This window comes from Achromobacter deleyi (assembly GCF_902859705.1).
GTDB lineage: Bacteria > Pseudomonadota > Gammaproteobacteria > Burkholderiales > Burkholderiaceae_B > Achromobacter > Achromobacter deleyi.
In genome coordinates, this window is sequence record NZ_CADIJO010000005.1 from 250,295 (window position 1) to 271,857 (window position 21,563).

The 21,563-nt window shown below is 65.2% G+C and carries 33 protein-coding genes; 15 read left to right on the top strand and 18 right to left on the bottom strand.

Annotated features, from left to right (window positions below):
* Positions 1-14 precede the first annotated feature (14 nt).
* The 17 genes from HV798_RS10170 to HV798_RS10250 form a co-directional block, all read right to left on the bottom strand.
* The gene (locus tag HV798_RS10170) at positions 15-497 is read right to left on the bottom strand and encodes a structural cement protein Gp24 (protein ID WP_053497155.1); all 483 of its coding nucleotides are present in this window, start codon (positions 495-497) and stop codon (positions 15-17) included.
* Entirely contained in the window at positions 494-1,750 is a 1,257-nt protein-coding gene (locus HV798_RS10175) for a DUF2213 domain-containing protein (protein WP_175216371.1), read from the bottom strand. Before HV798_RS10175 ends, HV798_RS10170 begins: the two co-directional genes overlap by 4 nt.
* The gene (locus HV798_RS10180; RefSeq protein WP_246288672.1) at positions 1,731-2,603 is read right to left on the bottom strand and encodes a phage head morphogenesis protein; all 873 of its coding nucleotides are present in this window, start codon (positions 2,601-2,603) and stop codon (positions 1,731-1,733) included. Before HV798_RS10180 ends, HV798_RS10175 begins: the two co-directional genes overlap by 20 nt.
* Entirely contained in the window at positions 2,503-4,038 is a 1,536-nt protein-coding gene (locus HV798_RS10185) for a phage portal protein (RefSeq protein ID WP_175216372.1), read from the bottom strand. Before HV798_RS10185 ends, HV798_RS10180 begins: the two co-directional genes overlap by 101 nt.
* On the bottom strand, positions 4,035-5,516 hold the full coding sequence (terL, locus tag HV798_RS10190) for a phage terminase large subunit (RefSeq protein ID WP_175216373.1): 1,482 nt from the start codon (positions 5,514-5,516) through the stop codon (positions 4,035-4,037). The genes HV798_RS10185 and terL overlap by 4 nt, the downstream gene beginning before the upstream one ends.
* Complete coding sequence (locus HV798_RS10195) at positions 5,434-6,129, bottom strand: hypothetical protein (protein ID WP_175216374.1); 696 nt, start codon at positions 6,127-6,129, stop codon at positions 5,434-5,436. The genes terL and HV798_RS10195 overlap by 83 nt, the downstream gene beginning before the upstream one ends.
* Positions 6,130-6,624: 495 nt before the next feature.
* Positions 6,625-6,987, bottom strand: a complete 363-nt coding sequence (locus HV798_RS10200; RefSeq protein WP_234356703.1) for a hypothetical protein — start codon at positions 6,985-6,987, stop codon at positions 6,625-6,627.
* Positions 6,988-7,058: 71 nt separating this feature from the next.
* Positions 7,059-7,562, bottom strand: coding sequence for an HNH endonuclease (locus HV798_RS10205; RefSeq protein WP_175216375.1), 504 nt, complete (start codon positions 7,560-7,562; stop codon positions 7,059-7,061).
* Positions 7,559-7,765 carry a hypothetical protein gene (locus tag HV798_RS10210; RefSeq protein ID WP_175216376.1) on the bottom strand — a complete coding sequence of 69 codons (207 nt, stop codon included), beginning with the start codon at positions 7,763-7,765 and terminating at the stop codon, positions 7,559-7,561. The genes HV798_RS10205 and HV798_RS10210 overlap by 4 nt, the downstream gene beginning before the upstream one ends.
* The gene (locus tag HV798_RS10215) at positions 7,762-8,187 is read right to left on the bottom strand and encodes a hypothetical protein (RefSeq protein WP_175216377.1); all 426 of its coding nucleotides are present in this window, start codon (positions 8,185-8,187) and stop codon (positions 7,762-7,764) included. Before HV798_RS10215 ends, HV798_RS10210 begins: the two co-directional genes overlap by 4 nt.
* Positions 8,184-8,825, bottom strand: coding sequence for a RuvC family protein (locus tag HV798_RS10220; protein ID WP_175216378.1), 642 nt, complete (start codon positions 8,823-8,825; stop codon positions 8,184-8,186). Before HV798_RS10220 ends, HV798_RS10215 begins: the two co-directional genes overlap by 4 nt.
* Positions 8,822-9,298, bottom strand: coding sequence for a hypothetical protein (locus tag HV798_RS10225; protein ID WP_175216379.1), 477 nt, complete (start codon positions 9,296-9,298; stop codon positions 8,822-8,824). Before HV798_RS10225 ends, HV798_RS10220 begins: the two co-directional genes overlap by 4 nt.
* Positions 9,295-10,065 carry a hypothetical protein gene (locus HV798_RS10230; RefSeq protein ID WP_175216380.1) on the bottom strand — a complete coding sequence of 257 codons (771 nt, stop codon included), beginning with the start codon at positions 10,063-10,065 and terminating at the stop codon, positions 9,295-9,297. The genes HV798_RS10225 and HV798_RS10230 overlap by 4 nt, the downstream gene beginning before the upstream one ends.
* Complete coding sequence (locus tag HV798_RS10235) at positions 10,058-10,954, bottom strand: hypothetical protein (protein ID WP_175216381.1); 897 nt, start codon at positions 10,952-10,954, stop codon at positions 10,058-10,060. Before HV798_RS10235 ends, HV798_RS10230 begins: the two co-directional genes overlap by 8 nt.
* Positions 10,951-11,352: a nuclease domain-containing protein gene (locus HV798_RS10240; RefSeq protein WP_175216382.1), complete on the bottom strand. Its 402-nt coding sequence runs from the start codon at positions 11,350-11,352 to the stop codon at positions 10,951-10,953. The genes HV798_RS10235 and HV798_RS10240 overlap by 4 nt, the downstream gene beginning before the upstream one ends.
* Complete coding sequence (locus HV798_RS10245) at positions 11,352-11,759, bottom strand: recombination protein NinB (protein WP_175216383.1); 408 nt, start codon at positions 11,757-11,759, stop codon at positions 11,352-11,354. Before HV798_RS10245 ends, HV798_RS10240 begins: the two co-directional genes overlap by 1 nt.
* 2 nt (positions 11,760-11,761) lie before the next feature.
* Positions 11,762-12,043, bottom strand: coding sequence for a hypothetical protein (locus HV798_RS10250; protein ID WP_054461394.1), 282 nt, complete (start codon positions 12,041-12,043; stop codon positions 11,762-11,764).
* A gap of 79 nt (positions 12,044-12,122) precedes the next feature.
* Here HV798_RS10250 and HV798_RS10255 point away from each other — a divergent pair, with 79 nt between their 5' ends.
* Together HV798_RS10255 and HV798_RS10260 are read left to right on the top strand one after the other, a co-directional pair.
* The gene (locus HV798_RS10255; RefSeq protein ID WP_175216351.1) at positions 12,123-12,296 is read left to right on the top strand and encodes a hypothetical protein; all 174 of its coding nucleotides are present in this window, start codon (positions 12,123-12,125) and stop codon (positions 12,294-12,296) included.
* Between the two features lie 82 nt (positions 12,297-12,378).
* Entirely contained in the window at positions 12,379-12,738 is a 360-nt protein-coding gene (locus HV798_RS10260; protein WP_175216384.1) for a hypothetical protein, read from the top strand.
* A 17-nt stretch (positions 12,739-12,755) separates the two neighbouring features.
* Here the strand turns inward: HV798_RS10260 and HV798_RS10265 are convergent, their stop codons facing one another.
* Complete coding sequence (locus HV798_RS10265) at positions 12,756-13,013, bottom strand: transcriptional regulator (protein ID WP_175216385.1); 258 nt, start codon at positions 13,011-13,013, stop codon at positions 12,756-12,758.
* A gap of 71 nt (positions 13,014-13,084) precedes the next feature.
* On the opposite strand from HV798_RS10265, the gene HV798_RS10270 reads away from it, so the two are divergent.
* The 13 genes from HV798_RS10270 to HV798_RS10330 all read left to right on the top strand — a co-directional run bounded on the left by HV798_RS10270 (position 13,085) and on the right by HV798_RS10330 (position 21,563).
* On the top strand, positions 13,085-14,137 hold the full coding sequence (locus HV798_RS10270; protein ID WP_175216386.1) for a S24 family peptidase: 1,053 nt from the start codon (positions 13,085-13,087) through the stop codon (positions 14,135-14,137).
* 64 nt (positions 14,138-14,201) lie between these two features.
* On the top strand, positions 14,202-14,999 hold the full coding sequence (locus HV798_RS10275) for an OB-fold protein (protein WP_175216387.1): 798 nt from the start codon (positions 14,202-14,204) through the stop codon (positions 14,997-14,999).
* A 185-nt stretch (positions 15,000-15,184) separates the two neighbouring features.
* Complete coding sequence (locus tag HV798_RS10280) at positions 15,185-15,862, top strand: pentapeptide repeat-containing protein (protein ID WP_246288673.1); 678 nt, start codon at positions 15,185-15,187, stop codon at positions 15,860-15,862.
* 41 nt (positions 15,863-15,903) lie between these two features.
* Complete coding sequence (locus HV798_RS10285; RefSeq protein WP_175216389.1) at positions 15,904-16,140, top strand: hypothetical protein; 237 nt, start codon at positions 15,904-15,906, stop codon at positions 16,138-16,140.
* 2 nt (positions 16,141-16,142) lie between these two features.
* Positions 16,143-16,505: a hypothetical protein gene (locus tag HV798_RS10290; protein ID WP_175216390.1), complete on the top strand. Its 363-nt coding sequence runs from the start codon at positions 16,143-16,145 to the stop codon at positions 16,503-16,505.
* 106 nt (positions 16,506-16,611) lie between these two features.
* On the top strand, positions 16,612-16,842 hold the full coding sequence (locus tag HV798_RS10295; protein ID WP_175216391.1) for a hypothetical protein: 231 nt from the start codon (positions 16,612-16,614) through the stop codon (positions 16,840-16,842).
* Complete coding sequence (locus HV798_RS10300; protein WP_175216392.1) at positions 16,839-17,021, top strand: hypothetical protein; 183 nt, start codon at positions 16,839-16,841, stop codon at positions 17,019-17,021. Before HV798_RS10295 ends, HV798_RS10300 begins: the two co-directional genes overlap by 4 nt.
* Before the next feature lie 12 nt (positions 17,022-17,033).
* Positions 17,034-18,212: a hypothetical protein gene (locus HV798_RS10305; protein WP_175216393.1), complete on the top strand. Its 1,179-nt coding sequence runs from the start codon at positions 17,034-17,036 to the stop codon at positions 18,210-18,212.
* A gap of 41 nt (positions 18,213-18,253) precedes the next feature.
* The gene (locus HV798_RS10310) at positions 18,254-19,165 is read left to right on the top strand and encodes a RecT family recombinase (RefSeq protein WP_217481163.1); all 912 of its coding nucleotides are present in this window, start codon (positions 18,254-18,256) and stop codon (positions 19,163-19,165) included.
* Positions 19,162-19,833 carry a lambda exonuclease family protein gene (locus HV798_RS10315; RefSeq protein WP_175216394.1) on the top strand — a complete coding sequence of 224 codons (672 nt, stop codon included), beginning with the start codon at positions 19,162-19,164 and terminating at the stop codon, positions 19,831-19,833. The genes HV798_RS10310 and HV798_RS10315 overlap by 4 nt, the downstream gene beginning before the upstream one ends.
* A gap of 35 nt (positions 19,834-19,868) precedes the next feature.
* The gene (locus tag HV798_RS10320; RefSeq protein ID WP_025137741.1) at positions 19,869-20,408 is read left to right on the top strand and encodes a hypothetical protein; all 540 of its coding nucleotides are present in this window, start codon (positions 19,869-19,871) and stop codon (positions 20,406-20,408) included.
* A 52-nt stretch (positions 20,409-20,460) separates the two neighbouring features.
* Complete coding sequence (locus HV798_RS10325; protein ID WP_175216395.1) at positions 20,461-21,057, top strand: hypothetical protein; 597 nt, start codon at positions 20,461-20,463, stop codon at positions 21,055-21,057.
* A 14-nt stretch (positions 21,058-21,071) separates the two neighbouring features.
* Complete coding sequence (locus tag HV798_RS10330) at positions 21,072-21,563, top strand: hypothetical protein (protein ID WP_175216396.1); 492 nt, start codon at positions 21,072-21,074, stop codon at positions 21,561-21,563.

Genomic DNA, 21,563 nt, shown 5'->3' on the forward strand with positions numbered 1-21,563 from the left:
GTAGTTTCCTTGTATTAGGGCGTGACCGGCGGGGTCGGCAGCTTCACCAGACCGTTCAGAGCGATCACCGCCAGCCGCGGCGTCTCGGCGCTGGGTTCGTGGCGGGCGATGTGCGCGCCCGGAATGACCGTGCCGGTTTCGCCGGCGGAGATCACGCCGGTGGTCGCGTTGAACGACACCGGGTCGCCGATGTTGCCGTCGTTGCCCAACTGGACATAGACCTCGCCCATGGTCAGGAACTCGCCGACCGTGGCGTTGCGCGCGTACTCGACGTCGATCGCGTAGGCTTTCGGGTTGATCAGAATGCCGGCGAAGGCACCGGTGCCGCCGACTTCGACGTCATCGGTCCCGGCCTTGTAGGTGAAGGCGCGGCCGAAAACGTTGTTGGTCTCGGTGGCCGAGTCGATCACGGCCGAGGCGGCGCGGGTCGGGCCGTCATGGCTGATGTTGCCCGGGATGCCGGACAGCAGGTAGGTTCGTGCGGTGTTCGGGATCATTTCTTGTCGCTCCAGAGCTTGGCGGCCGTGTCTTCGGCGCGCACCGGTTTGGAATCGCTGACGATCTTGTCGGCGTCGGATTTGGCGGCCTGCAGGAAGCCATCCAGAACGGCCAGCTCGGCGCCGTCCTGCGCCTTCAGCCCCAGCCTCTTGACCGCGTACTTGGCGACGTGGTCCGCCGATACCAGCAGCGCACTGTCGAAGGCGCCGATGAAGGGCGTCACGCGCTTGACCAGCGCGTCGCGGTCGGCGATCTGCTTGATCACAGCGGCGGCGTCATTGGCCTTCACTTGGGTCTGCAGCGTGCCGATCATGCCCATGACCTGGGCGTCGGCGGCACGGGCCGCGATTTTGTTCTTGACGGCGCCCAGCTTGGCCAGCGCCGCGTCCAGCGCCTTGCGGCTGTCGGCAGTCGGGGCGGCCTTCACTTCTTCGGCGGCCGCTTCCACTTCCTCGAGCGCGGTCTGCACTTCCTGGATGGCAGCCTCGGCCGACTCGACAGCGCTGGAGGCTTCTTCGGCCGCGCTGGCGGTCTGCTCGACAGCGGCCTTGGCTTCCGGCGTCACCGCTCCGGGCGTGGCCGGCGCTTCGGCGTCGGCGCCGGGCTTCTTCTCGGGGTCGTTGTCCGAGCCAGCGGCGGCGGCCTTGTCCGCCAGCACCTGCTCGATCAACGCCCGAATCTGTTCGAGGATTTCGGGGGTCAATTCCATTTTGATGAACTCCGCTGAGTCGTAGGTAATGGTGAGGCAGTCTTGTACAGCCACGTCCGGCCCCGTCCTGCCCTCTTTCACGGATGCCAGATGATTGAAGCGAATGTCGCGCTGGATGGCGTCGTACCGTTTGCCATCGAACACGCCTTCGCTGAATTCGTACCGACAGCGGTAGCTGGGCGAAAGCTCCACCTTGCCGCGGTCGATCAGGTTTTTCATGAAGTCCGAGTAGGCTCGGATGCTGTTGCGCAGGTACGGGTACTCGAACCGGGCGGTCTCGCCGGTCGTTCCCTGCACGCCTTTCTTCTCGGCCGGCGTCCCGTCCTTGCCCAGGAACTCGTGCTCGTCGATCCAGGGCACCAGGTTGGCGGACGCGATCGTCTCGGGCTTCTCCAACTCCTCCTGGGGCCGGTACACCTGGTAGATGCGGTCAGGATCGGGCGCGCCGATCTCACGGCCCAGGTAGGGGAACACCCCGACCTTGGTGATCGGGTTGTCGCGCACCAGCAGGTAGCCGTTGACGTCAGTTTGTCGCTTGCTCATCGAGGTATTGGGTAAAGTCGATCACGGGGCGCATCTTGCACTTGCACTTGATCAGCTGACCAGGAAGGCCTCGCTGCCCGGTACGCTTATCGATGATCGGTGGGTTGTCCAGGTCGAAGATCTGCCCGTCGTAGCTCACATGCAGCTCTCTGGGTTCAGCACCGCCACCACTGTGAATCCACTCAAATTTCTTCACCCCGGCCGACGCCATCCGAGCGCCGTTCATGGCGCTGGTTATCTTGCTCGTCTGATCCTGGGCAATGAGCTTGGCACGATCCCGCGTCACGTGATTCAGGGACTGGATCTCGTCGAAAATGCTCTTGGCGCCCTGCCCCCCGGACTGAATGGACCGCAGGACGATGCCCTGTATGCGCTCCTGGAACTGCGCGGGGATGCTCTTGATCAGCGCGACGTTCTCCGCGGTGCTGGCCAGGACCTTGTCGTAGAGCGCCGCCGGCATCTGGAACGTCTTGATGGTCAGCCCGCCGGACATGTCCCGCAGTGACGCGCCCAGGTTCTGCTTGGAGAACTTGTCGACCTGGCCGATGGTGCGATTCGCCAGCGGGCCCGCCTTCTCGGCAAAGACCTTAGCCCACTTGCGCCCCAGATCGGCCAAGATGCGCCGCGCCTGGGTGGTAACGCTCTCGTCCTGGGTGACCTCCGGATTCGCCTTGTACAGGCCTCGCAGCGCCTTGTCGTACTCGGCCAGCATGCCGTCGATCATCGACGCCAGACTCGCCCGGTAGCGCCCCTCAACTGCTACCGGGTAGGCCAGCGTCGCGCCCTTGAACTGGGTTGCTTGCTGCTGCTGCCCCCAGGCCTGGCGCCGCTTCGTTACCATTTTCTTGGCCATCAACGAACTCGGCTTCTTCGATGTTGTGGTAATCGCCCTCGCGGTCTTCGCGCAGGCGGTTGCGGACGTCTTCTGCGTCAATGGAGCCTATGTTGAACAGCTTGGTGTCGCGGTCAGCCTTGAGGTTGTCGATCTCGGCCCATTCCTTGGCGGTCGGGCTGTCCACAGGCAACCACTGGATGGCGATTTCCGCCGGCAGCGTCATTCCCTCGGACTTTGCCAGGAGCTGGTAGTGCGTCTCCAGCAGCGGGGTCATGTCGTTGGTCTGGATGCTCTCCAGATGCTCGCGGTACACCGATCGCTCATAGTCGCCGCTGGCGTTGAACCCCTTGGGCTGAGTGCCCAGCAGTTTGGTCGCGGGCACCTCGGCCACCGACGAGGCCAGCTGGTACTGGGTCATGATGACCGTGTCCACGTCCGCCAGCGCCGTGTCGAACTGCTGGATGGTTTCATCTGCACCACCGACCCGAACGCCGTAGTTGTCGCGGAAGGCCACCCACCGTGCCAGGTTCTGCTCCAGCTCCTCGCGATTGCCCAGCGCCGCGTCGCCAACCCCGATCGACGTCAGCCGCTTGGTCATCAGCAACTGCGGACCCTCATTGGCGCTCCGCTCGGCGGCGTATGCCCGCTCCATTATTCGCTGCGGCACGCTGACACCCAGATACCGATAGTGCGGCTTCAGGTAGTCCGGCACCGGGTACGGCACGAAGATGCGCAGGTGCGACTTGTGGTACAGCCGGTCCTTGATGCGCCAGAACGTCGGCTCGTAGTAACTCTGGCTGGCCGGGTCGTTCAGGTTGTCCTCGGTCAGCACCGGCGTCAGCCAGTTCGGATCGATCTGGGACATGCCGCGGTACGTTCCGGCCTGCACGCCGTCCAGATTGAACGGCGCCTTGTAATACTCCTCGGGGTTGGCCGACTGGACGTCGAACAGCACGATGCGCCCACCGTAGACCCGGCCGAAGTGCACCAGCTCACGCAGGTGGCGCTTGACCGCGTACTTCTTGTCCTGGGCCATCAGGCGCGCCGCGATCTCTTCCGAGCCGCACATCAGCAGGTAGCCATTGCGCACAGCATCGCGCGCCGGCATGTTGCAGGCCTTGTCGATCAGCCAGTTCGTTGCCAGCATGGCGCAGGCCTGGTAGCCGATGAACATGGCGCCGGCTGCGTAGAAGCCCAGCTGCGCCTCGTTGACCGGCGTAAAGCTGGCCATCTTGGGTGTCGGTCGCTCGCCGATGTAGCCGTTGTCCGATGCCACGCTGGGCGCGCCCTGGGGCTGCTCGAACTGCGGGAACTCGAACGCCGGCCGGACCTTCTCGCCCAGCGGGTGAGTCGAGAACAGGCCGGCACGACGGCGCGGCGTCGGCGGGACGCCCATGGGCTTGCCGCCTTCCGGCTGCTGGCCGCGGCCGAACAGGTTGCGAAGAAAGGTCATCCGAAGAATCCGCGTTTTGCTGAGATCAGCTCGGCGAAAGCCCGTGAGAGCCCGTCGACCTGGTCGTCATGTTTTCCATTGGGGAACGTCCGCAACTCGTCGATCAGTGGCTTGTTCCACTCGCCGCGCACCATCAGCACGTTGCCGACGTTGACCTGGGCGGCGAACGGCTCGGCGCGCACGACCTTGTCGCCGCTTTCCGGGCTGCTCACGATGCGGTAGCCGGGCATGCCGCGCGTCAGGTACAGCACCTGCGTCTTGCCGGCCTGGCCCGGGTCCTGCGGGATGCTGATGCGCACCTGCCGGCCGTCCAGCGCCGCGGTGTTCTCCAGCGCCTTGTCGCGGCGGTCCGGGCCCCACTGGCCGCGCACCATGTCCCCGATCACGTACTGACCGGTCGGCAGGCGCCCCAGCTTCGGGCCGGCTGTGAAGTCGCCCGCGCCGTCCGTGCTGGCGAAGTCCCAGCCACGCACCCAGTCGATGCGGCCGGCGGGCAGCGCGTCGATGACCTGGATCTGGTCGGGCTTGAACAGGTCACCGTCCAGCGGCGTCGGAAGCTGCTGATACAGCGACGACCAGGTCCGCGAGTTGCTCTCGAACTGCGCCCAGTGCTGGCGATCGAACCATTCCGGCCAGAGGTATTCGCCCCTGGCGCGCCCGAGCGGATCGCTGTCGACCTCACAGCGCGCCTGGATGCACAGCACTTCCCAGTCGTTGCCGTCCTTGCAGCGGATCAGCCCGCTTTCGCCCTTCCAGTCATCCGGCAGAATCCGGCCTGCCAGGTCGTCCTCGTGCCACCGCGTGGTGATCAGGACAATCCAGCCGCCCGGGATCAGGCGCGTCTTCAGGTCGTCTTCGTAGGCATCCCAGGTCTTATTCCGGATCGTCTCCGAATTCGCCTGCTCGCGGCCCTTGATCGGGTCGTCGATGATGATGCCGTGCGCGCGGTTGCCGGTAATGCCGGACAGGATGCCGCAGGCCATGTACTCGCTGCCGTTGGACAGCGCGAATTCCTGGGCGGCATTCGAATCCGACACCAGGGCCGCGCCCCAGATGTTTCGGTATCGCGCCTGCTTGATGATCGAGCGCGTCCGGCGCCCCATCTTGCGGGCCAGGTCGTCGCCGTAGCTGGCCAGGATGACACGCCGGCCGGGCGTGGCGCCCAGATACTTCGAGGGGAACACCACCGACGCATACGTCGACTTGGCGCTGCCCGGCGGCATGCAAACGATCATCCGGCCGTGCCGGCGCTGGCTGGTCTCTTCCAGCTTGGTCAGCAGCAGCCGGTGGTGCACTGCCATGGTGGTCTCGATGGGCTCGAAAAACTCGGCGTCCGGGTCTTCCTCGTCCACCGGCCGGCCTGGCACCTCGATCGCGTTGGCGTACTGGAGGATGTCAGCCCTCGCCCGCCTCCGGATCAGCAGCTCCCGGGCCGCTTCCTGCCGCGAGGGCAAGTAGCTCTTCGTCTGTGAGGTCATCGGCCTTTCGCTGCGTCGTGTTCAGGTTGATCTGCTGCGGCGTCGGCAAGATGCCGTAGGCCTCGCGCTCCAGGGCGATCAGCACCTTGAGCGTTTCGGCCAGCTTCTTCAGCCCGTCAATGCGGGATGCCATGGAAATGGCGCGGTTGTAGACCGTCTCTCGCTTTCCCTGGGCGCCGTCTTCGTCACTGCGCAGGAACTCGGCCAGGTCGCGGAACAGTTCGGGGTGGCCGGTCTCGGCCTCCAGTTCCACCAGCATGGCCTCGGTGGCCTCGCGCATCCGACGGATGGTCGACTTGTGCTTGAGCTTGACGTCGGCCAGGGCCTGCGCGCCGATGGCGATCTCTTCCTTGACCCGGTGCGCACTCGATTCGCTGCGTGCCGTGGACTGCGTACTTAGCCTGCGTACTTCCTCCCGGCGCACGAGCTCGTCGGCCTTGGCCTGGACTCTGGCGTTCAGGTCGCGGGGCCACTCGTCGCGCTTGGCACGCTTGCGGATGGCCCCCTCGGTGATGCCGTGCAGGGTGGCGAGTTCGCGCAAGGACATGACGCCCGCGCGGTAGCCCGCCTCGATGCGCTCCCAGTCGGGTGGCGCCTTCTTGGGCTGTGTCATTCGGTTCTCGGTGTGGTTGCCCCCATCCGACTACCCGCCACGGCGGGCTGGGCGCGGCGGTTCTCGTCGTGCTGGCCGCCGGCGACAAGACCGGAAAGAAGTGCCCCGCGCATTTGCCCCTGCGCGGGCGCCAGGCCTGCTGAGGCGACTCATGGGGGTGTTGTGGGTGTGGGAGCCCACCCCTTGGCGCGCGTGAGTGCGCGCTGGTTGGACCGTTAGGGGCTTGTTAGGCGGCGCCGGTCGGAGCCAGTGTTACGGGGTCATCCCCGCGCGCAGCGGCCGCGGCGGCTCACTGCTGTCTGGTCGATTGCGGCGGCTGTTCCCACAGAGCAGAGGCCGCAGCGTGACGTCTGCCGGCCGGTGCCCATGCGGCCCGGCGGACGGTTCTCTCTGGCCCCTGCTCTCTGGAAACAGGCATGAAAAAAGCCCCGGCTTTCGCTCGGGGCTCGATTCTTTCGGACGCACGACGCCCGCCATGGGCATCGGGTCACGTCGTTAGACGGTAGTCAAGTTGTCTTGGCGACGATTATGCACCCGGCTTGCGTACTGCGCAACAAAATCTTCGAAGTTGCCCACGGCGCGCACCAGGATGTCGTCGTACTCGCGCAACCTGATGCCCTGAGCGCGGCACGTGGCCTTCCAGTAGGCGCGCTGGACGTAATGGGCCCGCAGCAGCTCGCGGTGCTGGTGCAACATCCGGTAGACGGCGTTGCGCCAGGCCGCCTCGATGAAGGCGCCGTCGGCCTCGTCCACCTCTTTCTGCGGCTCCTCGACCTCGGCCAGCTTGCCGGCCTGCTTGGCCAGCATGCGGCAGATCTCGTAGGTGGGTGAGACGCCGTAGCCGCCGCGGCTTCGCATCACCTCCCCCCAATTGCAAAGCCGTTCATGGAAATCGGCCGGCAACCGGTCCAAAAGCAAGCGAGAGACTGTCATAGGGTGCATCCTTCATGCAGTTGGCGCTTCGCCTTCAGGTAGGCAGCGTGGGCTTCTTCTGGCGTAGGGAATCGGCCTAGGTACAGGTTTTTCCCCTGGTATGTGAGCTGGGCGGCGAAGCGGCCGCCCGGCTTTGCCGTCACTCCCAGCAATCCCGTGCTACTACGAGCCAAGGGGCGCCGGCGGTTCTGGGTGTTGATCCTCCGGGGCACATCTCGCAGGTTTGCGATCCGGTTATCCAGGCGGTTCCCGTTGAGATGGTCGCTGTCGTGCGCTGGAAACGCCCCGTGCATGTACATCCATGCCAGCCTGTGGGCGTAGTAGGTGACTCCGCCCTGATTGATTCGCCAGTAGCCAGTACTGGCTTCGTAGAAACCGGCTCGCTTCCCCTTCATGCGGGCTTGCACACCAGGGGCAGACGTCCACCGAAACTCGCCGGTCTCCGCGTCATATCGCAACAGCTCCTTGAGCCGCGCGTAGTTCAGCCTTGGAATGGTCATGGCGCGGTGCGCTCCTCGTACTTCGAACAACGTTGGCCGATCTCTTCGCCCAAGGCGCAGCGCAGGACGCGCCGGCCGCCGAAGGGGTTGGTGATCAGGCGGATTTCTGTGCAGCCCGCGCACGTGCGGGCCGGCGGTGGCTCTTGGCGGCGCTCCAGCACCTTGAGTGGGTCGCCGCGCTCGGTTTGGTGGGCCCAGGTCATATGCGCCGTTCCCTGATCCCGGCCAGCGAGCGCAGCGGTTCCTGCTCGGCGCGGGCGCGCGCGGCGGCCAGCGCCATGGCTGGCGACATGGAGAACGGCCGCGCCGCCACCTGAGTGCCGGGCACCACGGTCACCGGGCCTGTATAGGGCACGTCTGGCCAGATGGGCGCCGACACCTCGGTCGCGCGGCGCCGCGGCGTCCCTGCGGCTTTCACCTCGCGCGGCTCGCGTTTTCTGGGCTTGGCCTTGACCCGCGGCCGGGTCGGAATCTCGCCGATCTTCTCCCGCTGCCTGCGCACCAGCTGCGCGATGCGTGTAGACGTCACGCCGAATTCGCGCGCCAGGGCGGCCGTGCCTTCGCCGGCCAGGCGCCGCGAGACGATCTCCGCGTTTCGCGCGGTCTGTTCGTGGGTGGTGTTCATTGGTTGCGCTCCTGCGCCACGGCCCAGTGCAGGATCGCCAGGGCGTCGGCGTCGTTGTCGGTCTCGGGCCGGAAGCCTCGGGCGCGCGCCTGGGCCTCCATGGCGGCCTTGTCGGCGTTGCCCTTCCCCGTCCAGTGCTTTTTGATCGTGCCCACCCCCACTGGTATGAGCGCGGCGCGGTGGCTGTCGGCGACCATCTGCACCAGGCACAAGAAGGCGCCATAGGCGTGGGCCGCGTCGGTGCCGGCGTGGCGCTTCACGTCCTCGTAGGCAATGACCGTGGCCTGGTGTCGCACAATCAGGTCCGTCAGGAAAGACCGCGCGCGCAGCCAGCGCTGGCCCGGCGTCCAGCTCTTTCGTGGGGTGAAGATCTCGGTGCCGTGGGCAATCCGGCCGTCTCGGTTGCGCACCGCCCAGCCCAGCTTCGTGCCCAGGTCTAGCGCCAAGATGTTGACGTTCACGCCCGGGGCCGAACTTGACGAATTGCGCAAATTGGCAATTTCGCCCTGCACGCGCGCGAAGCTGTCCGAATCAGTTGCGGCGTATCCGCCGCAGGCAATGGCCAGGACTTCGGCGTGCTTCGCAAGCGTTCCGGCCATCGGGTCGTAGGCTTCGGTGAGGTTGTGTGAAGCGGTCATGCGTCGGCTTCCTCGGGTTGGTTGTGATCCAGCCAGGTCGATCCCTGGCCGGCGGGTTTGGGGGTGCCCATGTGCGCCTGGGGCTGGCGGCATTCGTCGCCCAGGACGCGGAGCATGTGGGCGCCCAGGTGGTAGGAGGTCGGCTTGTTGACCATGGCGGCGCCACCGAGCAGGTCAGCACGCCCCAGAGCCTCAATGCGATCCAAGACCCTGGGGCTGATGGCTTCGCCCTTGGGGCGATTCACCAGCCAGTAGGCGGCGGTGAACAGGGCCTTGCGGTTCTGGGCCCGGGCGCTGATGTCGTCGAATTCCGAGCGAGGTGCGCCGAAGTGCAGGCGGCAGTGCCAGTCCTTGGTGCCCTGGGTACTGGCGGTCATCGTGCCCGGCAGGCAACAGCCGAAGGCAGCGCAGATGCCATAGCCCCCGCTTTCATTGCCGCCCACGGCGGCGCTGGCTTCGGCGTAGGCGCTCATGCACGGGCCCCTTGCTGGTGCTGGGCGACTTTCGCGGCGGTCTGTGCTTTCAGGGCGTCCAGACGGTCACGCTCGGCCTGGCTGGCCGCTTCGGCTTCGCGGCGGCGCTTCTCCGACGGCGTGATGGCCTTGGCCAGCATCTGGTGCAACTTGCGAATGTTCTCGGCCGCGACCTCGTCGTCGGGAATGCCGAACTCGGCCGCCGGTGGCGGCAGCAGGCCGGCCACGTGTGGCGCGGGCAACTGTCCCAGCCGCACGGCCGATTCCAGCACCTGCGCGCGCTGCGCCGCATCCTGGCCCAGGGATGCGATCCAGCGCACCGGCCGGAACTCGGCGCGGGCCTTGCTGACCATCCGGCCGTAGGCAGCCTTGAACGCCATCCGGGCGCCAACCTCATCGCCGCGGGCCAGCACAGGCCGGGCCGCCGTCAGCGCCGCGGCGATTTCGTCGGTCCATACCACCGTGACCGCCTCGTCGTCGGCCTGCATGGCGATCGACCACGCCTCGTCCGCTTCTGGCCGGCCGTCCTGCGCGGCCGCGCCCTCAATCTGCGCCACGATGTGCGCGGGCTGGATCATGGTCTTGAACTTGCCGGCATCCGGGTCGATCAGGTGCGCTTGAATCGCCTTCTCGACCAGGTGCATCGGGTAGCGGCTCACCGCCTGGAAGAACAGCGCCTTGCCGCGCGCGGTCAGCGTCGGCAGTTGGCGCAGCGCGGCCACGTCATCCAGGATCTGCGCAAATTGGTCGAAATCGTCCTCAGACATCGATGACCTCCTGCTGCTGTTGCGTACGCGCGCCGGCGCCGAACAGCAGGCGCTTGGCTTCGGCGTTGATGGCTTCGGTGTTCGCGGGCGGCAGGCCAGAACCGGGCCGCGTGTTGGCCACGGGCACCTTGGCCCAGTTCGAGCGGATGGCGTTCATCAGGGCTTCGTCCCAGTCGACGTAGGCATAGCCGCGCGCCTTGGCGCTGCCGATGAAGTGCTCGAGGTGGCGATCCAGGTTCGTGTGACCCTTCTCGGCCGCCCAGCGGCGAACGCGTTCAGAGAGTCCAAAGCCGTCTGGCAGTTTGGTCTTGCGTTGGGCCTTTTCGGAAGGGGCTCGCGCAGGTGCGCGATTACCTGTTCCTATACCTGTTCCTAATACCTGTTCTACCTGTTCTGTAGGGAAAACTGGTACTGCTTCGGGTGGATTTTGGGACTGCTTCCCGGAAAAACTGGTACTGCTTCCAGCAAAACTGGTACTGCTTCCATCGCCTGAAGATGTCCCGGTTTCGGGACTGCTTAGCAGTTCCAATTTTGGTACTGCTTGGGTGTTCGAAGTAGTACCGGATTTGGGACTGCTCTTGACCCTCGAAGCAGTACCGGTTTTGGTATCGCTTGTCGGCTCGGAAAGTTCGTAGACCGTGACCGATTTCGTCATGCCGGCGCGCTCGCCGGTGTCGCGCAGTGCGCCACATTCAACCAGGCGCAGCAGGTTTGCCAGGATCGTCTTGCGGTCTTGCCCGGTATCGCGCACGAGTTGTGTGACGGACGGATAGGCAGTCCAGGGACGCTGATCCTTGTGCGCATAGTGCGCCATCACCGTCAGAATCTGCTTGGCGGGCGCGTGGCTGATGGGCTGGCTAAGCGCCCATTCGACGGCTTGGTGGCTCATGCCGCCTCCAGAAGCTTGCTGGCGCGCGCGGCGGACCAGCGTGTGTAGGCCCATTCCCACGTCGCCTTCTTTTCGGCCTTGGTCAGGGTCATGCCCTGGTCAAGGCTGGCGTGACAGCGCGCACAGCCGGGAACGGTGTAGATGTCGGGGGCTTTGATGCCCATGCCCTTGCCGTAGTCGCTCCAGTTCGCGTGACACGGCACCACGGTGTCGCGCTCGCACGCGCCGCGGCAGACGCCCGGGATCTGGAGGTAGCAAGGTTCGCCGCGGCATGCGGCCAGGTACTTTGGTTCGTGGCCAGGGCGCTTCTTCGGCGCGCGGCGCTTGAATGCGGTGCGCTGCAGGCCGGTGGTGGCCTTGAGCGGGGTCTTGCGGGTCAGGGGCGAGCGGCGCAGCATCAGCGGACCCAGCCCGGTACTTCAACCGGCTCAGACCACGTAACGCCGTTCTCGGCGCCGAAGCTGTACAGAAACTCGATGGCCTCGGACATCTCGCGGATCGACATCGAACTGGTGCGCTTGCCCAGGATGACGAAGCCGCCGCGCAGGCCGGCCGCCATGCGCTTTTCCTGCATGAGGCTGGCGACAACCACCGACTTCCAGTCATCGACGGTCAAGCGCTCCATCTTGCCGTTGACCGGCCATTCAACCTGGCGCGCAACATCAGCGAGCATGGCGTGCAGCTTGGCCGACTGGCCCAGCGTGCGGGTGGGTTCCACCGGCGGCGCAAAGAAGAAGCCATCGGGCGCGGCGTCGATCGCCTGGTGCGCGCGCTGGCGCGTGCGTTGGTTGAGCGGAAAACGCATGCCTACCTCGCCCCGCAATTGCCCAGGCTCAGCCGGGCCTTGCAGCAGCGCGAGCCAATCTCATTGCCGCGCGCCAGATAGTCCATGTAGCCGACCTCGACGATGGTCAGGCCCAGGGCCCGGCACATCGAATCCAGCTTTTCCAGCGTAATGCCGGTGGCGCCAGAACAAATCTTCGAAGGCATGCTGGCGTCCCAGCCCGTTTCATCCAGCAGCTTTTGGCGCTGGGCCTGGTTGGCCATTGCCAAGCGCAAGGCCGTCTCGATGATGTGGGGACCGGACATTCCGGCCGGTTCAATGGGAATCATGGCTACTCAAAAGGAAAGGAATGCCCTGGAATAGGCCGCCGGGCACACTGGCGGCATGAAAAAAATCACCGAAACCGAAGCGCTTTTGCAAAACGCCCAGGACATCGCCCGCAGGACCTTCGTGGACCCGAGCGAAGCGGCCGTCCTGGCCATCTTTGAAGAGCTGCGCATCGAGCGCGACCGCATGGCCTGGGCCACCGATGACCGCGTCGGCGCGACGGTGCATTGAGCTATGACGGCGGAAATTGGCGGCCGAACCCAGCGCCGTACACTGGTGGTTCTCACACTCACCAACGGCAAAGGAGCCGGCCATGGAAGAAATAGTCCTGACGTTCTCGCGAAAAACGGGCGATGTGCGAGTGCACAACGAGGGCGGAAGCGAGCTAGATGCAGGGGAAGTCGAGCAGATCATCGCCGCGCTCTCAGCGCTACGAGAACGCATGCAGCCCCCAGTGCCCACGGCAGTGCCCATCGGCAAGCCGTTGCAGATCGCGGCTTTTCCGGCATGGTGGGTGCAGCCAGATTTCGCCGATGGATCGGTCGTGTGCTATCGGCACCCGGGACTGGGATGGATGGGGTTTTCGATAAACCACGTGCAGGCGATCGACCTGGCCCGCCTTCTCCACCAGCAGAACGATCCCGAACAACAACTATCGACGTCCCGGCAGTAGATGGCAAAGGACGGAGATCACGCATGGCTCGCCTCCTGCTGGACCGGCGCGGGCGTGGCCAGCTCGGGCCAAATGCGTTGCCAATCATCAGGACGGAGGTCTCGACGGGAGACGTCACCGCCGGTTACCTGCTCAATCGCCGCGCAATGCTCCACGGGAACAGGCCGGCGCCCAGTGCGCCACTGGTACACGAGCGCTGGGGAAACGCCCACATGGCGGGCAAGCGCTGCCGCGCTGCTCGCATCATCCCGGTTCAGGTAGCTGTTCAGGTCCATGGCAGAAACTATAGCGTTGCTACAGTTTTAGCGCAAGCCATGCTACAGATTAATTTGAATAGCATTGCTATATGAAAGTTTGGACGATTGAAGAAGAGGCCACAGCGCTGCGCGAACGCTTTAAGGGCGTGAACCGTGCCGCATTTGCTCGCGATCATCAGATCAAGGGCGGCCAGGCGATGATCTACCAGCACATCACTGGCAGGCGCCCCATTAGCATCGAAGCGGCAATGGCCTACGCTGCGGGTTTCAAATGCTCGCTGGAGGAGATCAGCCCGCGACTTGCCATAGAGGCGCAGAAAGCTGCCGCGCTATCGTCTGAACAGCCCATCGTCCCAATTCCCTCTGCGCCTTATTGGCCCTTCTCCACAATCTCTGAAGCGGAGATCCGCAGTCTGGCACCTGCACAGCTAAATGCCCTGGAGGGTGCCCTCGCCCTTGCAATAGCTCAGCTCAAGCTGGGCATTGGGCCATCGCCTGCGCACACGTCCTCATCGCGCACTGCTCCTGCCGGTCTGGTCGATATGGACGCGGTTGCAGATGAGTTCGCGCCGCCGGCGTCAGTAATCCCACCACCATGGGATGGCGGCCCAACCACCAAGCAAATGGAAGACGCTGCCCGGCGATCGCCACCCCAAGTATCGGGCGCCGTTTCCAACATAGGGCCCGCAGAGGCTCACCCTGCAAATGACGATTTGGTCGACGTCCCCGAGTTGGGCGACGTCCGCTTGGCCGCCAGCATTGAAGGCCACGAAAACGAGTCCGAGCAACAGACGGGAGTAATGCCATTCCGTCGATCATTCCTACGGTCCGTTGGAGCTGACGGAAGTCGCGGGCGTGTCGTATATGCGAAAGGCGACAGCATGGAACCGTTCATCAACGACGGCGCCGCACTTCTGGTTGTTCTTCAGGAAGACCTGACGGTCCGCAATCTGGTCGCCGGGGGCATCTACGCCATCAGATACGACGGCAAGATGATGGTAAAGCGGGTAGCGAAGGACAAGCTGACCGGCAAATGGGTGGCGCAGTCTCTCAACCCAAAATACCGAGATGTGACGCTCGAGAACGGCGTATCGGTGCAGCTCTTAGGCCGGGTCGTGTGGACTGGCACCAGGCTTACGTGACTGCCTCGAAAGACCTCGAGGCGCGTCTACAATCAAACATCCATAGCCTCGGGAGATAAAACCCGTGTATACCCTCTCCACTGTTTCGCGCTCCTTGACGATTGCGGCACTGGCGATCTCGGCGATGTCGCCGCTGTCGGTAACCGCCCAAGAGCGGACCATCAGCGAGTTTTCGGCAGGAAAGCGGCACAAATACCAGTTGTCGACGCAAGAGTATGAAGTGTTCAAGACGCTCGTCAACGATGAGGCGGCGAACTTCACGGCCGGCAGGGATTCGCTCATCGGGGCCCGTCTCGGCGCCATTGCTGTCTCCAGCGAGACGCTGGCCAAGGCATACAAATCGAACGAAGTAGCGGCAGACAAGGCGTACAAAGGCAAACAGTTGCTTGTGACGGGGCGCGTCGGATCGATCAATTCCGGCATCGGCGACGCACCTTACTTTGTCCTTGGGTCGGGTTTGGATGCGCCGCAAGCCGCCATTCGAAAGGATTCCACCGACTTCGCAGCGACGGCGCAACGCGGTCAGAGCGTGCGTCTGGTCTGCAACGGTGGTGGCGCAACTCTCGGCGCCGCAATGCTGAAAGAATGCGCTCCGGCCGAGGTTGTCGCCAAAGCAGAGGTAACCAAGCTCACTCGTCAAACCGACATACTGCTCAGCAATGCTCGCACCAATCCATCTGCCGCGCAGGTTGTAGCGGCTGTTGTAGCCATCAGCAGCGCGCTCAAACCGTCCGAATGCTCTGCAGCAGGCGCGACATGTTTGAAGGCGATTACCCGGGTTACGAGTGCCAAAGACTTTCCGCAGAAGCTGAGTCAGGGAATTGCCACCTTGAAGGCAGCGGGCATCGATATGCCCTCCTAAACCCGACCTCCTCCATTCCCGGCCCGCCACGAGCGGGCTTTTTTGCGCTCGTTACAAAAAACTGTAGCATAGCTATTGCACAGAAACTGTAGCGTTGCTATATTTCCCCCAACACCTCCCCACCCCGGGGAGAAGACAGGGAGAAAGCCTTGAAGCACGAGATCAAAAATCGTTGGACCGGCGCCGTGCTCTTCACGGCTGATGTGCCCGAGGGCACCGAGAGTGGGCTGATTACCCGCGTGGCGCTGGAGCAGGCCGTGGAGGCCCGTGCCAACCTGGGCGATGCCAACCTGCGCGGTGCCAACCTGCGCGGTGCCGACCTGCGCGGTGCCAACCTGGGCGGTGCCGACCTGCGCGGTGCCAACCTGGGCGGTGCCAACCTGGGCGGTGCCGACCTGGGCGGTGCCAACCTGCGCGGTGCCGACCTGGGCGGTGCCAACCTGCGCGGTGCCGACCTGCGCGGTGCCAACCTGGGCGGTGCCAACCTGCGCGGTGCCGACCTGGGCGGTGCCAACCTGCGCGGTGCCGACCTGCGCGGTGCCAACCTGGGCGGTGCCAACCTGGGCGGTGCCAACCTGGGCGACCTCTCCGGCATCTGGGGCACAAGCGGCAACCTGCGCGAGATCAAGGCCATCCAGTGCGACACGTGGCCCGTCACCTACACCGCGACCCACATGCAGATCGGCTGCCAGTTCCATGAACTGGAGCGCTGGTGGTCGTTCACCGATGAGCAGATCGGCCGCATGGATTCGTCGGCGCTGGCGTGGTGGTCGAAGTGGAAGCCGGTACTGCACACGATTGTCACGATGTCGCCGGCCGTGCCTGGCGGCGAGAAGCCGGCCGAGCAGCAAGAAGCCGCCTGACCTTCCTCACCCGCCCCGGGTGCCGGGGCAAGGAGACAACCATGGATATCACGCAAAAGCCCATGTCGACCGACGGCGATGCCGCGGCGGCGATGGTCACGTACGGCGGCAGCTTCATGCGGCTGGTTGGCCTGGCCTGGCAGGCGGCCGACCCGATGAACCAGGCGCGCCTCAAGGAAGCATTCCGGCCGGAGTTCGACCGCTACCGCGCGGACGCCGCCACCCTGGCGCACTACCAGGGCCTGGCGCGCGAGGCTGAACTGGCCGGGAGGAACTGACCATGGCCTACGCCCAACCCAAGATCACGCCCGCGCAGGAACTGCGCATGGACCTGGCCGGCGACGTGCGCGCCGCGCTGCGCGACGGGCTGCACGAGGTCGTGCGCTATGCCGTGGCCGAGCCGAACCGCCAGCCGGTGGCGCACGCCATCTACGAAGACAGCATCGGCAACAAGGCCCTGGTCGAGGCATTCGATGCGGTGGCCAAGGCCTATGCCCACAGCGACACGTTCGGCCGGATCGGCGAGCTGTTCAGCAAGTTCATGGACGGCGCGAGCGCGCACTACGTGGAGACGCTGGCGGACGCCATTGAAGATCCCGAGCGCCAGCTTGATGTGTCGTTCGAACTGGCGCCGCGCAAATGACCCTCCCCCTCTTCATCCTGTGCGGCCTGATCGCCGCTTACCCCTTGGGCCGTGTGGGCGACTTCTTTTCGCGCCTGCACGTCCGCCTCGATCCGTGGAGCGAAGCATGAACACCGACAAAGACGGCGGCAACGCCTTCCCGATTCCTGGCCTGCAAGACGACCCGGACTTCAACGGGCTGAGCGTGCGCGACTACTTCGCGGCCAAGGCCAGCACAGTTATCAAGCCGCCAACCGATTACATGGGTCGCGCCGAAACCGACGAAGAGTATGCCGCCTGGGCACAGAAATGCTGGCGCATGGCTGATTCTCTGCTGGCCGCGCGAGGTGCCAAATGATCCGCCGCCTCCTGCGTGACCGCGACGCCCGCTTGTCCGCATTCATCGTCGCCGCCGTGCTGACCGCCGTGATCTTCGGCTACGGAGACCGGCAGCAGCGCGACGAGCAAGCCCAATCCCCCACCCACACCACCCAGGACGGCGGCAGCAAGACCGCATACGCCGCCCGCCAACCCTGAGAGACCACCACCATGAGCAATGTTGCAGACGAAGTCCTGGACGCGCCCGCCGCGATCACCGAATACAACGCCGTGCAGAAAGGCCTGGCAGAGCTTCGCAAAGACCTGGCCGGAGTGCAGTTCGACGTCAGCACCACGGCCGGCGACAAGGCGGCGCGTGCTGCGCGCTCGCGCTGCGTCAGCATCCGCACGTCGGCCGATGCCGCCTATGAAGGCTGGAATAAGCCGATGCTGGCCAAGCAGCGCGAAATGCGCGCCATCCTGTCCAGCATCAAGGATGAGGTGAAGGCGGTTGAAGAGCCGATCGATGCGCAGATCAAGGCCGAAGAGGCCCGCAAGGCGGAAATCAAGGCGGCGAAGGAAGCGGCCGAACTGGCGCGCCAGCAGGCGATCCAGACGCGCATCAACGCCATTGGCCAGTACCCGGTGCAGGCCGCTGGCAAGAGCGCCGCCGACATCGCCGCGCTGCTCGCCGCCGTGGCCGAGTTGCCCATCACCACCGAACTGTACGAACACCGCGCGGGCGAAGCCATGGCTTTGCAGGCGGACACCAGCGCCAAGCTGGAGCAGATGCACGCCGCCGCGATGGCGCAGGAAGCAGAGGCCGCGCGCCTGGCCGAAGAGCGCGCCGCGTTGGAACGCCAGCGCCTGGAACAGGAAGCCGCAGCCGCCGCTGCCCGCAAGGCTGAAGACGAACGGCTGGCCAAGGAGCGCGCCGAACTGGCAGAGCAGCAGCGCCGCCTGCAAGCCGAGCGCGCCGCCGAAGACGCGCGCCAGGAAGCCGCCCGCGCCGAGCAGGCCCGCAAGGATGCAGCTGCCGCCGCTGAACTCAAGCGCCAGCAGGATGAGGCCGCCGCCGTGCTGCGCGCCCAACAGGAAGAAATCGACCGCCAGCGCCGCGAGTTCGAAGCGCAGCAGGCCGCCGTGCGCCGCGCTGAGCAGGAAAAGGCCGAAGCCGCCGCCCGTGCCCAGCAAGAAAAGGAAGCCGCAGCACGCGCCGAGGCTGAAGCGGCCGAGCGCGAACGCCTCGCCGAGCAAGCGCGCCGCGAAGAGGCCGAGTTTCTGGCCAACGGCCCGGGCAACGCCGAAATCGTCGCCGTGCTGGCGCAGCACTACGGCGTCGAGCCCGAGCACGTTCTGACCTGGCTGGCCAAGTTCACCAACCCCGCAATGGCCGATCTGGCCGCCTAACCATCCACTACGCCCGGCCGAGTCTCGGGCAGGAGAAAGCAATGTCTGAAGCCACCACGATCGAATCCCAAACCACCGCCCTGGACCTGCCGGCGGCCAACACCACCACCAGCGGGCTGGTGCTGCACGCTGACAACATGGACAGCATGATGCGCGCCGCCGAAATGATGGCAGCCGGGCGCGCCACGGTGCCGAAGCACTTGCAAGGCAGCCCGTCCGACTGCATGGCCGTGATCATGCAGGCGATGCAGTGGAACATGAACCCCTTCGTGGTGGCGCAGAAGACGCACCTGGTGAACGGGCAGCTTGGCTATGAAGCACAGTTGGTCAACGCAGTGGTGCAGTCGTCTGGCGCCATCACGGGCCGTTTCCACTACGAATACCAGGGCGACGGCAACGGGTTGCAATGCCGCGTCGGCGCGGTCATTGCTGGCGAAGCGGACATCACGTGGGGCGAATGGCTCAAGGTCTCCGACGTCACCACCAAGAACTCCCCGCTCTGGAAGACGAACCCGCGCCAGCAGATGGGCTATTTGCAGGTCAAGAACTGGACCCGCGCCTACACCCCGGGCGCGCTGCTGGGCGTGTACACGTCCGACGAGCTGGTAGACGTCCAACCGCGCGAGCGCGACATCACTCCGCGCACTGCCGCCGAATTCGCGCAGGCTGCTAAGCCGCAGCCGGCAGCGCAGGTCGACCGCGACCAGGTCATCCGCGATTTGGAAATGATCGCGCGCAGCGACGACGCCGCGCCGCAGCGCATCGCCGATCTTGAATCTGCCTGGAAGAAGCTGAGCAAGGACGAGCGCGCGGCAGTGGGCGCGGATGAAATCAAGCGCCTCAAGGCCCTGGCCGCCGCCGAGGACGCCACGCCCACGCAGGCCGCACAGCCGGACGCCGCGCCGGATGCGCAGGCCACCGATGACAACCCCTTCGAAGGCGTCCAAGAATGAACGCGCCCGCCGAACAACGCACCGAGGAATGGCGGCAGGAACGCGCGGGCAAGATCACCGCCAGCAACTTCGCCGCGGCCATCGCGGTCACGCCCGGCGAGGGTGTCTACAAGACCGGCCCGCGCAAGGGCCAGCCGAAGAAGCCCGAACCGACGCTGGAGCGCACGCGCCTGATGCGCACGCTGGCCTTCGAGCGCCTGGCAGGCATCCCCAAGCGCGAAGTTGGCGCGAAGTCGTTGTCGTGGGGCCGCGACCTGGAAGACGCCGCCAAGGAAGCCTACATGGTCGACAAGGGCGCGCTGGTGGAGGAAAGCGGCTTCGTGCTTCACCCGGTGCATTCGTTCATCGGCGCCAGCCCTGACGGCCTGATCGGCGCAGACGGCGGCATCGAATCGAAATGCCCGCACGACGAACAGGTGCACATCCAGACGTGGCTGGAGGGCATGCCCGAAGGCCACATCCCCCAGGTGCAGGGAAACATGTTCGTGACCGGCCGCCAGTGGTGGGACTTTATCAGCTACGACCCGCGCATGGCCGAACCATGGCGCCTGTACGTGCAGCGCATCCCGCGCGATGAGGCCTACATCAAGACCCTGCTGACCGCCCTGCTCCAGTTCGAAGTTGAACTGTGCGAAATGGTCGACACCCTGCGCCGCAAGGCCGCCTAACCCTTCCCCAGCAGCACAACCTAGGAGACTGACGAATGTTCAGCCTGGAAAGCCAGAAAGTCACCCTCGCGCACCTGAACGTGCGCCCCGAGAACCACGGCGACGAGAAAGTCGGCGGCGCGGACCTGAAGATCGCCTTCACAGAGAGCAATGGCCTGCTGGCCATGTTCCACCCTGTGCTGCGCGATGCGCTGTATCGCCGCGAAGAGACGCCGCCTGAACAGGAAGAAATCTTCGAAGGCAGCCCGGCTGATGCGCTGACCGTGCGCAAGTTCGGCGACCTGATCGGCGCGCTGCGCCTCAAGCACGAACTGAAGGGTGCGCAGGTCGTGATCGGCTTTGGCCTGGGCGGCGCGTCCGACATCGACTTCGAGACGGCCGACGTTGACCACTTCTCGGTGGACCTGATGGAAGGCGGCAGCGCTCGCTATGGCTTCCGCGTCAAGTGCAACCCCACGGGCGAGCAGATCAAGCGCCTGTACGAGGTCCTGGGTGGCGAGGTCGATATCAGCGTCACGCCCGCCGTCGACAAGCAGGGCTCGCTGGGCCTGAACCTGGAACCCGAAGCGGCGTAACCCCACGGCCGGCGCGGCGCTCCCCGCCGGCCACCATACACAGAGAACGACGATGAGCGCAGATACCCGCACCCCTCATACCGACGCCCTGGAAACCCTGGGCAAAATCCACCAGCATGCCGAAAAGCGCGACGCGATCCACCTGGGCGTGGAGCCGATCGAGGCCGGCAGCCGCCTTTCCCCCGGCGAGCACATCTGCATCATCGATGGCAAAGCGTACACCGGCACGCGCGGCAATCCGGTCGGCATCGTGGACCCATTCCTGGAAGGCCCCGTATCGACGGGCGAACGATTCTGGCTCGTGGTGTATCCGCGCCAGATTACCTCGCTGCGTCACGTCTGGGAGCATCCCAGCTTTCCGGCATCCGGTGAAACAGGCGCTGATGCTGCGTCGGCCAGCATGCATCCGTCTGAAAAGTGGATCCGAGACTGGTGCGCAACCATCCCGCTTGACTACAACATCGTCATGGACGGCGCGCGCGACTACGTCGAAAGCCAAGAGCGCGGCGGATGGGGTGAATACCTGTGCTTCGGCGGCCTGCTTGAGGGTGAAAGCGTACCCAATGCCTTCTGGCCACACTACGAAGCAGTGACCGGCAAAACGGTCCAGGAAGACCACCGCGGCTCGTTCTTCACTTGCTCCTGCTGATCATGAACCCCTCCATGAACCGCCAGCAGCGCCGCATGCTCGAAAAGCAGCAGGCCCGCGTGCGCGCCACTCGCCGGCCGGACAGCCCGGCCCGCCTGCCGATGCTGATCAAGGCCCAGCAGACCCTGGCGCCGCTGGAAGCGATCATCGACCAGATCGAGCGCGACGGCACGATAACCACCGACGCCCGCGGCACGCCGATTTTCCACTGCGTCGCCGACGGCGAATGGTACGCCAGCGCGCCGGCTATCTCGGGCATGGCCGACTTCTTCGATATGTGGGCCACCCGCCACGGCAGCCCGTTCAAGGCCGCAGCGCTGCGCCAGCTTGCCAACCGTTTGGACGTGGGCATGCCCATCGACGGGCCCCTGATGGCCGCCCTGCAGGCCGAGATACCCACCCTTCGCCGCATCGGCGCCGGCCTGACCCAGGCTGACGCGTCCGACCTGCTGCGCCAAACCCAAATCCTTGCCGAACTGGACGCCGCGCGCGCCACTGGAGCCTGA